The organism is Citrobacter sp. MGH 55, from assembly GCF_016906145.1.
GTDB classification, from domain to species: Bacteria; Pseudomonadota; Gammaproteobacteria; order Enterobacterales; family Enterobacteriaceae; genus Citrobacter_A; species Citrobacter_A amalonaticus.
This window is the reverse complement of the sequence record NZ_CP070239.1, coordinates 3,967,112-3,978,440: the sequence shown is the minus strand read 5'-3', so window position 1 is coordinate 3,978,440 and position 11,329 is coordinate 3,967,112. Positions and strand designations below refer to the sequence as shown.

The window sequence follows — 11,329 nt, the reverse complement described above, 5'->3', positions numbered from 1 at the left end:
AAAGTGTGATCAGTATTGCTTTTGGTCATAATCTGCACAGCGAAAGGTGATATACTGTGCAGGTTTTGACCATAAGCGAGGATGATATGACTAGCCAACTAGACCCGGCCCAACTGGCAATTGAGTTTTTACGTCGTGATAAAACAGAGCTTTCTCCAGCCCAGTATCTCAAAAGACTGAAACAACTTGAGCTGGAATTTGCCGATTTACTGACGCTCTCTTCCACTGAATTAAAAGAAGAGATCTACTTTGCCTGGCGCCTTGGCGTTCATTGATTCAGCGATCGCTAACGTAAAAAGAACCCGACATACGCGTCGGGTTTTTTTGTTCCTCACTGGCGGTATTACCACGCCATCTCGCCCGAATTCACTTTCGCGCTCAATTCCAGCGAACTTTCCTCTGCCAGTCCCGGCCACGCCGCTTTCATCGTTTTAATGACCCAGGGTGAACCTTGCTTCGCCGCCAACGCCTGTTCGAACGATTGCAGATAATCCTGCGTGAAGCGGATGGCCCGATCGCCTTCAGGGCGCTCACCAAGGTAATGACCCGGAATAACCTGTGCAGGCTTTAGACTATCCATTTCAGTCAGAACATGACGCCATGATGCGCGTTGCGCTGGTGTCTGGGTGTCAGCGGTCCAGACGTGAATGCCTGACGCCACGCCCGTGCCGCCGAGAATGGTCCGGTTCGCTGGCACCCAAACATAGGCCGCGTAATCACTGGGATGATGCAGTTCCAGCGTTTCACCATCGATGCGAAAACGCGTTTCTGTGGTTGCCTGCGGGACGGTCAGCGCCGTTGGCGCCCCCTCTTTCATCTGGGGTCCCCAGTACTGCAACTTAGCCTCTTTGGTGGCGCGAATATGCTCAACAACCTGTGGCGTGGCCAGTACCTTCGCGTCAGGAAAGGCTTTCACAATCGGCTGCAGGCCGAAATAGAAATCCGGATCGCCGGAGGTAATCACGATGGCTTTCAGCGTCTTGCCACGGGATTTAATCATCTCCACCAGCTTTTCACCGTCTTTAGTGCTGAACTGCGCATCAAACAATATCGCTTCCGTCGGACCGGATACTAACGTTGAGGAGACAGGGAAAATGGCGTTCTCCTGCGGGTTATAGACGTCAAGTTGCAGCGGCGCGGCAAACAGGGGGGAGGCGACAGCAGGCAACAGCAGGGCCAGCAGTTTACTTTTCATGAGGAATAGCCTTATGCAGATGAAATGGTCTTGTGTGTGGCCTGTATTTTAAGGGAATTGAGATCTGTTAGAATTCCCGTATCAGAACATGCTGAGTTTCATAAAACGATCGGATGGGTGGCGATGGACAGAGTGATGGCGGCGACGGTATTCAATCATATCTGCGATTTAGGCAGTCTGAGTGCGGCGGCGCGGGCACTGGGTCTCTCCCGGCCGATGGTGAGCCGCTATCTTGATGAGATGGAGAAATGGGCCGGGGCGCGGCTGATTCATCGCACCTCGCGCAGGCTGACAATTACCCCCGCCGGGGAGGAGGCGCTGGTGAAGACGCGAACGCTGGCACAGCTCTCACAAGCGATTGGCGCGGCGTCGGCGGCAGATATTCCCAGCGGAACGCTACGCGTCGCCTGCGCGCACTTTACGGCAATGCATATTCTCGCCCCGATGCTGCCGGGATTTTTAGCGCGTTATCCCGAACTGCGCATTGAAGTTGAGATAAACAATCAGCCAGTCAGTCTGGTCGGTGAACGTATTGATGTCGCCATTCGCATTACCGATAACCCGGAGCCTGGCGCGATTGCCCGTCGGCTTGGCGATTGCGAATCGGTTCTCTGCGCATCAGAGGCGTATTTGCGTCAGCACTGCACCCCACAGACGCTGGAGGATCTCACTCAGCATAACTGTCTGTATTACAGTGGGTTTGCAGGAAAATCGTGGCACTTTCTCAACGAGCAGGGCGAGGCGGTCTCGGTGGCGATCAAGGGGAATTTGAGTGCCGGGATCTCGTCTTTACTTTGTGAATCCGCGCTGGCAGGCATGGGGATAGCGCTGGTGCCGGAAAAGGAAGCGCGTGAAGGACTGGCTCAGGGACGACTGATTCGCCTGCTACCAACGTTGCAACCCCGACGCCTTGCCGTGTACGGCCTGTATCTTTCCCGTGAACATCAGCCCGCCGGGCTTCGGTTATTTCTGGAGGCGATCCAGACCGCTATGCCGTAAAGCCCATGAATTGATCTGACGTATAAAACAGCAGATAGCAATTTGTGTTAAAAATGACCTTTACCGATATGAGACTATTCTTATCGCCCCTTCAAGAGCTAAGCCATCATGAGTGCCGGAGATAAGCGCCGGATGGGGCCGGAACCCTTAGGGCTGTTACTGACAACCTTAAGGGTTTTGTTTTTCTGTGCTTTCACGCTTCTCACGTCATTCCTATCCCTGAAATAGTCATTTTCTATACATCTTTACTGTTTTGACCAGTCCGGTCGATGACAGACGCTAAAGTCATTATTAATCAGTAAATTGAACAAATTCATCCATTCCTTTTAACCCACGTGGCAGGGTCTATGCTTAATAAAAGCGGTCAAAACAGGTGAAACACCGTAATGCCCCTGCTGTTGAGGGGTTGAAGTGAGAATCGTTATCACTAACATGGTGTTATAGCCTGATGGCTCACTATGCGAGGTAACCCTATGGAATTGCATTCAGGAACATTTAATCCGGACGATTTTGCCTGGCGCGGATTGACGCTAACCCCGGCGGCAGCGGCCCATATTCGCGAACTGGTCGCAAAGCAGCCGGGTATGCTGGGCGTGCGCCTGGGCGTTAAACAGACGGGATGCGCGGGTTTTGGCTATGTGCTGGATACTGTCAGCGATCCGGAAAAAGACGATCTGCTGTTTGAGGTTGAAGGCGCGAAGCTCTATGTCCCGTTACAGGCGATGCCGTTTATCGACGGCACGGAAGTGGATTACGTCCGTGAAGGATTAAACCAGTTATTCAAATTTCATAACCCGAAAGCCCAGAACGAATGCGGCTGTGGCGAAAGCTTTGGGGTATAGGCGGTACTATGTCTCGTAATACTGAAGCAACTGACGATGTCAAAACCTGGACCGGCGGCCCCCTGAATTATAAAGAGGGTTTCTTTACCCAACTGCAAACAGACGAGCTGGCGAAAGGGATCAACGAAGAGGTGGTGCGCGCCATTTCGGCCAAACGTAATGAACCGGAGTGGATGCTGGAGTTTCGCCTTAATGCGTACAGAGCGTGGGTTGACATGCCGGAGCCGCACTGGCTGAAGGCGCACTATGAGAAGCTGAATTATCAGGATTACAGCTACTATTCCGCGCCGTCGTGCGGGAATTGCGATGAGACCTGCGCTTCTGAGCCGGGGGCGGTCCAGCAAACCGGGGCAAACGCCTTTCTCAGCAAAGAAGTTGAGGCTGCGTTTGAACAACTTGGCGTACCGGTACGCGAAGGCCGTGAAGTCGCGGTGGATGCCATTTTTGACTCCGTCTCCGTTGCCACCACTTATCGTGAAAAACTGGCGGAGCAGGGGATCATTTTCTGCTCCTTTGGTGAGGCGATACACGATCATCCTGAACTGGTGAAACAGTATCTTGGCACCGTCGTGCCCGGGAACGATAACTTCTTCGCCGCGTTGAATGCCGCAGTCGCCTCTGATGGCACCTTTATCTATGTGCCGAAAGGCGTGCGCTGTCCGATGGAGCTTTCAACCTATTTTCGCATTAACGCCGAAAAGACCGGGCAGTTTGAACGCACGATCCTGGTAGCGGATGAAGGCAGCTATGTAAGCTATATCGAAGGCTGTTCCGCACCAGTGCGCGACAGCTATCAGCTGCACGCGGCGGTCGTGGAGGTCATCATCCACAAAGACGCCGAGGTGAAATACTCCACCGTCCAGAACTGGTTCCCTGGCGATAACAACACCGGCGGCATTCTGAACTTCGTCACCAAACGCGCGTTGTGTGAGGGCGAGAACAGCAAAATGTCCTGGACCCAGTCGGAAACGGGGTCAGCCATCACCTGGAAATACCCCAGCTGTATTCTGCGCGGCGACAACTCGATCGGCGAATTTTATTCGGTGGCGTTAACCAGCGGTCATCAGCAGGCGGACACCGGTACCAAGATGATCCACATCGGCAAGAACACCCGCTCGACCATTATTTCGAAGGGGATTTCCGCCGGACACAGCCAGAACAGCTACCGCGGACTGGTCAAAATTATGCCGACCGCCACTAATGCCCGTAACTTTACCCAGTGCGACTCGATGCTGATTGGCGCCGACTGCGGAGCGCATACCTTCCCGTATGTTGAATGCCGCAACAACAGCGCGCAGTTGGAGCACGAAGCGACCACCTCACGGATTGGTGAAGATCAGCTGTTCTATTGTCTGCAGCGCGGTATCAGCGAAGAAGATGCGATCTCAATGATCGTCAACGGGTTCTGTAAAGACGTGTTCTCCGAGTTGCCGCTGGAGTTTGCCGTCGAAGCACAAAAACTTTTAGCCATTAGCCTTGAACACAGCGTCGGTTAAGGAAGAAACATGTTAACGATTAAAGATTTACAGGTCAGTGTGGAAGAAAAAGCCATCCTGCGTGGGTTGAACCTTGAGGTTCGTCCGGGGGAAGTGCATGCCATTATGGGACCGAACGGCTCCGGGAAAAGTACGCTTTCTGCGACGCTGGCAGGGCGTGAAGATTACGAGGTCACCGGCGGGTCGGTGATGTTTAAAGGCAAAGACCTGTTGGAGCTGGCGCCGGAAGAAAGAGCAGGCGAAGGTATCTTTATGGCCTTCCAGTATCCGGTGGAAATCCCCGGCGTCAGCAATCAGTTTTTCCTGCAAACAGCGCTCAATGCGGTGCGTACGTATCGCGGCCAGGAATCGCTTGATCGCTTCGATTTTCAGGATCTGATGGAAGAGAAAATCGCGCTGCTGAAGATGCCGGAAGATCTGCTAACCCGCTCGGTAAACGTCGGTTTTTCCGGCGGCGAGAAGAAGCGGAATGACATTCTGCAAATGGCGGTGCTTGAGCCGGAACTGTGCATTCTCGATGAATCGGACTCCGGGCTGGATATTGATGCCCTGAAAGTGGTTGCCGATGGGGTCAACTCACTGCGTGACGGTAAGCGCTCGTTCATTATTGTCACCCACTATCAGCGCATCCTTGACTATATCAAGCCGGATTTTGTCCACGTCCTGTATCAGGGACGGATTGTGAAGTCTGGCGATTTCACGCTGGTCAAACAACTGGAGGAGCAGGGATATGGCTGGCTTACCGAACAGCAGTAATGCGCTGCAACAATGGCATCACCTGTTTGAAGCACAGGGTGAGACGCGTTCTGAACAGGCACAACAGCATCTCCAGCAGGTTCTGCGTCTGGGGCTGCCAACGCGCAAACATGAGAACTGGAAATACACACCGCTGGAAGGACTCAGCAACAGCTTGTTCGTCAGTCGTTATGCCGATGTTTCCCCGGCGCAGCGCGATGCATTAGCGCTTAACGTGGAGGCATTGCGACTGGTGTTTGTCGACGGGCAGTTCAACCCGACGCTCAGCGACAGTTGGGAGAACAGCGGTTTTGAGGTGGCGATCAACGACGAGCGCCAGACCCTGCCGGTCGCGGTACAACCGGAAGTGTTTTTGCATCTCACCGAAAGCCTGGCGCGTAGCGTGACCCATATTCGCGTTAAGCGTAACCAGCGCCCGGCAAAACCGCTGCTGTTGATGCACATCACCCAGGGCGTATCCGCAGAAGAGGTGAACACGGCGCACTATCGTCACCATCTTGATCTGGCGGAAGGGGCGGAGGCGACGATTATCGAGCATTACGCCAGTCTGAATGATGCCCGACATTTCACCGGCGCGCGCCTGACCATGAACGTGGCGGCAAACGCGCACCTGCATCACATCAAGCTGGTATTTGAAAACCCGCTCAGCCATCACTTCGCCCATAACGATATCTTGTTGGCGGCAGACGCGTCGGCGCACAGCCACAGCTTTCTGCTCGGCGATGCGGTGTTGCGTCACAACACCAGCACACAACTGAACGGCGAGAACACGACTCTCAGGATCAACAGCCTGGCCATGCCGGTGAAAAATGAGGTCTGCGATACCCGCACATGGCTTGAGCACAACAAAGGCTATTGCAACAGCCGACAGTTGCATAAAACCATCGTCAGCGATAAGGGGCGGGCGGTATTTAACGGGCTGATTAACGTTGCCCAACACGCGATCAAAACGGACGGGCAGATGACGAACAATAATCTGCTGCTCGGCAAGCTTGCAGAAGTGGATACCAAACCGCAGCTGGAAATCTACGCTGATGACGTGAAGTGTAGTCACGGGGCGACGGTAGGGCGTATTGACGATGAGCAGATGTTCTACCTGCGCTCGCGCGGGATTGCTCAACGGGATGCACAACAGATGATCCTTTATGCCTTTGCCGCAGAACTGACGGAAGCGCTGAGCGACGAGGCATTGAAACAACAGGTGCTGGCGCGGATCGGCCAACGTCTGCCGGGAGGCGTAGCATGACATTTCCCATCGACACAGTACGTGCGGATTTTCCAGTCCTCACGCGCGAAGTGAATGGTCTGCCGCTGGCGTATCTCGACAGCGCCGCCAGCGCGCAAAAACCGGCGCAGGTGATTGACGCGGAAGCTGAGTTTTATCGTCACGGTTATGCGGCGGTGCACCGGGGGATCCACACCCTCAGCGCTCAGGCCACCGAAAAAATGGAGAACGTGCGCAAGCTGGCATCGCTGTTTATTAACGCACGCTCTGCGGAAGAGCTGGTGTTTGTGCGCGGTACAACGGAAGGCATTAACCTGGTCGCCAACAGTTGGGGGCCAGAGAACGTCCACGCGGGCGATAACATCATCATCAGTGAGATGGAGCACCATGCCAACATCGTGCCGTGGCAGATGCTGTGCGCGCGGGTGGGCGCTGAGCTGCGGGTGATCCCGCTGAACGCCGACGGCACATTGCAACAGGAGATCCTGCCCACCCTGTTTGATGAGAAAACCCGGCTGCTGGCGATAACGCACGTCTCTAATGTGCTGGGTACGGAAAACCCTGTCGCCGAAATGATCGCGCTGGCGCATCAGCATGGCGCAAAGGTGCTGGTGGACGGTGCGCAGGCGGTAATGCACCACCCGGTAGACGTTCAGGCGCTGGACTGCGATTTTTACGTCTTCTCGGGTCACAAGCTGTATGGCCCGACCGGTATTGGTGTGCTCTATGTCAAAGAGGCGCTGTTGCAACAGATGCCGCCCTGGGAAGGGGGCGGGTCGATGATCGCCACCGTCAGCCTGACGCAGGGGACGACCTGGACGAAAGCGCCGTGGCGCTTCGAAGCGGGGACGCCGAATACCGGCGGGATTATCGGCTTTGGTGCCGCGCTGGAGTATGTTTCAGCGCTGGGACTGGAGGCGATTAACGAATACGAACAGAACCTGATGCACTATGCGCTGGAGCAACTGAAGGCGGTGCCGGATCTCACGCTGTACGGCCCCACTGACCGTCTGGGCGTGATTGCCTTTAATCTCGGCAAACATCACGCCTATGACGTCGGCAGTTTTCTCGACAATTACGGGATCGCCGTGCGGACCGGACACCATTGCGCGATGCCGCTGATGGCTTTTTATCAGGTGCCGGCGATGTGCCGGGCGTCGCTGGCAATGTATAACACCCATGAAGAAGTGGATCGCCTGGTGACAGGCTTGCAACGAATTCATCGCTTACTGGGGTAACAGGGAGGCACTATGGCTGCGCTGCCGGATAGAGAAAAATTGTTGCGTAATTTTCAGCGTTGCGCTAATTGGGAAGAGAAGTATCTGTACATCATTGAGCTGGGACAGCGATTGCCGGAAATATCCGCAGCGGACCGTTGTCCTGAAAATACGATTCAGGGATGTCAGAGTCAGGTCTGGATAGCGATGCGCCAGAATGCGCAAGGCGTTATTGAGCTGCAGGGCGACAGTGATGCTGCCATTGTGAAAGGACTGATTGCGGTCGTCTTCATTCTGTATCACCAGATGACGGCTCAGGATATCGTGAATTTTGATGTGCGGCCGTGGTTTGAACAGATGGCGCTCGCGCAGCATCTCACGCCGTCTCGTTCGCAGGGTCTGGAAGCGATGATTCGCGCGATCCGTACCAAAGCAGCAACGCTTAGCTAAACTCAATAGACAGCTTTCATCCTGTCAGGTAAGGCAGCCGGCTGTCTTACAGGATTATCAGCATTCTGGCCATGCCAGTGAATACAGGAGGTTGGGTATGAAACGCGCGTCTCTTATTACTCTAATGCTTATCGGCGCTTACAGCGCCATACAGGCTGCCTGGGCGGTGGATTACCCCTTACCGCCAGCAGGAAGTCGTCTTGTTGGGCAGAATCAAACGTATACGGTGCAGGAAGGCGATAAAAACCTGCAGGCCATTGCCCGTCGTTTTGATACTGCCGCGATGCTTATTCTGGAGGCAAATAATACCATTGCGCCTGTGCCAAAACCGGGCACCCTGGTAACGATCCCGTCACAGCTATTGCTGCCCGATGCGCCCCGAGAAGGCATCATTGTTAATCTGGCTGAACTGCGGCTGTACTACTATCCGCCGGGCGAAAATATCGTCCAGGTCTATCCGATCGGTATTGGTTTACAGGGACTGGAAACGCCGGTGATGGAAACCCGCGTTGGGCAGAAAATCCCGAATCCGACCTGGACGCCAACGGCAGGCATCCGTAAGCGCTCTCTGGAGCGAGGCATTACGTTGCCGCCGGTGGTCCCCGCCGGGCCGAATAACCCGCTGGGGCTCTTTGCACTGCGTCTGGCGCACGGTAATGGCGAGTATCTCATTCATGGCACCAGTCAACCAGACAGCGTGGGTCTGCGCGTCAGTTCCGGCTGTATTCGGATGAATGCCCCGGACATCAAAGCGCTGTTCTCCCAGGTCCGCACGGGAACGCCGGTGAGAGTGATTAATGAACCGGTGAAATATTCCGTGGAGCCGAGCGGACTGCGCTACGTTGAGGTCCACCGACCACTGTCGCCGGAAGAAGAACAAAACGTACAGACGATGCCGTATGTGCTGCCTGCCGGGTTCAGCCAGTTTAAGGCGATGAAAGAGGTGGATGACGCTCTGGTGGATAAAGCGTTGTATCGTCGCGCGGGTTATCCGGTGGCGGTCTCTGCCGGGCAAACGCCAACGGTTGAAGCTACACCTGCTGTTCAGTCAGCGCAAAATGGATCAGTACAGGAAGAGACGCAGACGCAGTAGTGAGAGTAGCGGGAAGGAAGAACGTGAGACAAAAAAATGGCGCACAATGTGCGCCATTTCTATTACACAGGTACTATTACTTACGGTATTTAGTAGCCTGGTTGTCCAGACGCTGGTTAGCGCGAGCTGCGTCGTCTTTAGCAGCCTGAACGTCGGAACGCATTGCGTTCACGTCGTTGCTCAGCTGGTCAACTTTAGCGTTCAGAGTCTGAACGTCAGAAGACAGCTGATCGATTTTAGCGTTGCTGGAGCAACCAGCCAGCAGAGTAGAACCCAGGATTACCGCGCCCAGTACCAGTTTAGTACGATTCATTATTAATACCCTCTAGATTGAGTTAATCTCCATGTAGCGTTACAAGTATTACACAAACTTTTTTATGTTGAGAATATTTTTTTGATGAGAAGACGCTTATTTTTGATCGTTCGCTCAAAGAAGCATCGAAATGCGCAAAAACGGCTAAAAAACCGTGTGAAAACAGGCTGCTTCCATCGGATTCGTCTTAGATAATCTGTAATTAGATAGCTCAATCCGATTTGCTTTTTTATTAATAGTGGCTATTGGAAAAATAAAAAAAGCGCCGCGAGGGCGCTTTTTAATCGAATTAATTCATTCGAGAATTATTACAGTACGTGAACAGATGCCGTGTTAGTCGTGCCGCTCGGTACCAGAGCACCAGAAACCATCACCACAACGTCACCTTTCTGAGCCAGACCGCTCTGCTGAGCAACCTCTTTACCCAGACGATAGAAATCATCAGTAGACGCGATTTCTTTCACCAGATGGGCCACAACGCCTTTGCTCAGCACCAGCTGACGGGCAGTCACTTCGTTGGTGGTCAGCGCCAGAATGGTGGCGTCCGGGAAGTATTTACGCACTGCGCGAGCGGATTTACCGCCCTGAGTGGCCACCACGATCAGCGGTGCTTCCAGTTTTTCCGCGGTTTCCACCGCGCCACGGCAGACGGCTTCAGTGATGCGCAATTTGCGGCTGTCATTGTTGAAGTCCAGACGGCTGGTCATCACACGGTCGGTACGCTCACAAATAGTCGCCATGATGGTGACCGCTTCCAGCGGGTATTTACCTTTTGCGGATTCGCCTGACAGCATCACCGCATCGGTGCCGTCGAGGATGGCGTTCGCTACGTCGCCTGCTTCAGCGCGAGTCGGACGCGGGTTTTTGATCATGGAATCCAGCATCTGGGTCGCAGTGATAACCACTTTACGCGCACGGATACATTTTTCGATCATCATCTTCTGCGCGAAGATCACTTCTTCAACCGGGATTTCAACGCCCAGGTCGCCACGGGCAACCATGATACCGTCAGACGCTTCGAGGATTTCGTCGAAGTTGTTCAGGCCTTCCTGGTTTTCAATTTTGGAGATGATCTGGATCTTCTCGCCGCCGTGCGCTTTCAGGTGCTCACGGATTTCAACCACGTCAGAACGCTTACGGATAAAAGAGGCCGCAACAAAGTCAACGCCTTGTTCGCAACCAAAGATCAGGTCCTGTTTGTCTTTTTCTGCCAGCGCCGGCAGGGCGATAGAAACGCCTGGCAGGTTAACGCCTTTGTTTTCGCCGAGGTCGCCGTTGTTCAGCACTTTACAGATGACTTTGTTGCCTTCGATCGCGGTAACTTCCATACCGATCAGACCATCGTCGACCAGTACGGTATTACCCACGGACAGATCGGAGGTGAAACCTTCGTAGGTCACGGCAACGATTTCGTTATTCCCCACCACAGATTTATCGGTGGTGAAGGTAAAGGTCTGACCCGCTTTCAGGGAAACGTCGTTACCGCCTTCCAGCTTGATAGTACGGATTTCCGGACCTTTCGTGTCGAGCAGGATGGCCGCTTTCTTGCCGGTTTTGCTCATCACGTTGCGCAGGTTCTGGATACGCTGACCGTGTTCTGCATAGTCACCGTGAGAGAAGTTCAGACGCATGACGTTCATGCCCGCGTCCAGCATTTTGGTTAACATCTCTTCAGATTCGGTTTTCGGACCGATGGTGCAAACAATTTTCGTCTTTTTCATGACAGTCTTAGTCTTTAAGTTG

12 protein-coding genes are annotated in these 11,329 nt (G+C 53.9%); 9 read left to right on the top strand and 3 right to left on the bottom strand.

What is annotated here, in order from left to right:
- Positions 1-86 precede the first annotated feature (86 nt).
- On the top strand, positions 87-275 hold the full coding sequence (locus tag JTI98_RS16445; protein WP_042282711.1) for a YdiH family protein: 189 nt from the start codon (positions 87-89) through the stop codon (positions 273-275).
- Between the two features lie 68 nt (positions 276-343).
- Here JTI98_RS16445 and JTI98_RS16440 read toward each other — a convergent pair whose 3' ends face one another.
- The gene (locus tag JTI98_RS16440; RefSeq protein ID WP_216081540.1) at positions 344-1,195 is read right to left on the bottom strand and encodes a Vmh family MBL fold metallo-hydrolase; all 852 of its coding nucleotides are present in this window, start codon (positions 1,193-1,195) and stop codon (positions 344-346) included.
- Positions 1,196-1,318: 123 nt separating this feature from the next.
- Between JTI98_RS16440 and JTI98_RS16435 the strand changes: the two genes are divergently transcribed.
- The 8 genes from JTI98_RS16435 to JTI98_RS16400 all read left to right on the top strand — a co-directional run bounded on the left by JTI98_RS16435 (position 1,319) and on the right by JTI98_RS16400 (position 9,273).
- Positions 1,319-2,194 carry a LysR family transcriptional regulator gene (locus tag JTI98_RS16435; RefSeq protein WP_216082258.1) on the top strand — a complete coding sequence of 292 codons (876 nt, stop codon included), beginning with the start codon at positions 1,319-1,321 and terminating at the stop codon, positions 2,192-2,194.
- Between the two features lie 473 nt (positions 2,195-2,667).
- Positions 2,668-3,036 carry a Fe-S cluster assembly scaffold SufA gene (gene sufA / locus JTI98_RS16430; protein WP_043000846.1) on the top strand — a complete coding sequence of 123 codons (369 nt, stop codon included), beginning with the start codon at positions 2,668-2,670 and terminating at the stop codon, positions 3,034-3,036.
- Positions 3,037-3,044: 8 nt separating this feature from the next.
- Positions 3,045-4,532 carry a Fe-S cluster assembly protein SufB gene (sufB, locus tag JTI98_RS16425; protein ID WP_044254746.1) on the top strand — a complete coding sequence of 496 codons (1,488 nt, stop codon included), beginning with the start codon at positions 3,045-3,047 and terminating at the stop codon, positions 4,530-4,532.
- Positions 4,533-4,541: 9 nt separating this feature from the next.
- Complete coding sequence (gene sufC, locus JTI98_RS16420) at positions 4,542-5,288, top strand: Fe-S cluster assembly ATPase SufC (protein WP_058587994.1); 747 nt, start codon at positions 4,542-4,544, stop codon at positions 5,286-5,288.
- Positions 5,263-6,534: a Fe-S cluster assembly protein SufD gene (sufD, locus tag JTI98_RS16415; RefSeq protein WP_216081539.1), complete on the top strand. Its 1,272-nt coding sequence runs from the start codon at positions 5,263-5,265 to the stop codon at positions 6,532-6,534. Before sufC ends, sufD begins: the two co-directional genes overlap by 26 nt.
- The gene (gene sufS / locus JTI98_RS16410) at positions 6,531-7,751 is read left to right on the top strand and encodes a cysteine desulfurase SufS (RefSeq protein ID WP_044254740.1); all 1,221 of its coding nucleotides are present in this window, start codon (positions 6,531-6,533) and stop codon (positions 7,749-7,751) included. The genes sufD and sufS overlap by 4 nt, the downstream gene beginning before the upstream one ends.
- A gap of 12 nt (positions 7,752-7,763) precedes the next feature.
- Positions 7,764-8,180, top strand: coding sequence for a cysteine desulfuration protein SufE (gene sufE, locus JTI98_RS16405; RefSeq protein ID WP_058587997.1), 417 nt, complete (start codon positions 7,764-7,766; stop codon positions 8,178-8,180).
- A 97-nt stretch (positions 8,181-8,277) separates the two neighbouring features.
- Complete coding sequence (locus JTI98_RS16400; RefSeq protein WP_044327383.1) at positions 8,278-9,273, top strand: L,D-transpeptidase family protein; 996 nt, start codon at positions 8,278-8,280, stop codon at positions 9,271-9,273.
- Positions 9,274-9,349: 76 nt separating this feature from the next.
- Here the strand turns inward: JTI98_RS16400 and lpp are convergent, their stop codons facing one another.
- A complete protein-coding gene (gene lpp, locus JTI98_RS16395) occupies positions 9,350-9,586 on the bottom strand; it encodes a murein lipoprotein Lpp (RefSeq protein ID WP_001082307.1) in 237 nt (78 codons plus the stop codon).
- A gap of 308 nt (positions 9,587-9,894) precedes the next feature.
- The gene (pykF, locus tag JTI98_RS16390; RefSeq protein WP_043000839.1) at positions 9,895-11,307 is read right to left on the bottom strand and encodes a pyruvate kinase PykF; all 1,413 of its coding nucleotides are present in this window, start codon (positions 11,305-11,307) and stop codon (positions 9,895-9,897) included.
- Between the last annotated feature and the right edge of the window lie 22 nt (positions 11,308-11,329).

Coding starts and splice junctions, on each gene's coding strand:
- lpp (WP_001082307.1), bottom strand. CDS start 9,586: ATGAATCGTACTAAACTGGTACTGGGCGCGGTAATCCTGGGTTCTACT.
- sufD (WP_216081539.1), top strand. CDS start 5,263: ATGGCTGGCTTACCGAACAGCAGTAATGCGCTGCAACAATGGCATCAC.
- sufE (WP_058587997.1), top strand. CDS start 7,764: ATGGCTGCGCTGCCGGATAGAGAAAAATTGTTGCGTAATTTTCAGCGT.
- sufA (WP_043000846.1), top strand. CDS start 2,668: ATGGAATTGCATTCAGGAACATTTAATCCGGACGATTTTGCCTGGCGC.
- sufC (WP_058587994.1), top strand. CDS start 4,542: ATGTTAACGATTAAAGATTTACAGGTCAGTGTGGAAGAAAAAGCCATC.
- JTI98_RS16435 (WP_216082258.1), top strand. CDS start 1,319: ATGGACAGAGTGATGGCGGCGACGGTATTCAATCATATCTGCGATTTA.
- JTI98_RS16445 (WP_042282711.1), top strand. CDS start 87: ATGACTAGCCAACTAGACCCGGCCCAACTGGCAATTGAGTTTTTACGT.
- JTI98_RS16440 (WP_216081540.1), bottom strand. CDS start 1,195: ATGAAAAGTAAACTGCTGGCCCTGCTGTTGCCTGCTGTCGCCTCCCCC.
- JTI98_RS16400 (WP_044327383.1), top strand. CDS start 8,278: ATGAAACGCGCGTCTCTTATTACTCTAATGCTTATCGGCGCTTACAGC.
- sufB (WP_044254746.1), top strand. CDS start 3,045: ATGTCTCGTAATACTGAAGCAACTGACGATGTCAAAACCTGGACCGGC.
- pykF (WP_043000839.1), bottom strand. CDS start 11,307: ATGAAAAAGACGAAAATTGTTTGCACCATCGGTCCGAAAACCGAATCT.
- sufS (WP_044254740.1), top strand. CDS start 6,531: ATGACATTTCCCATCGACACAGTACGTGCGGATTTTCCAGTCCTCACG.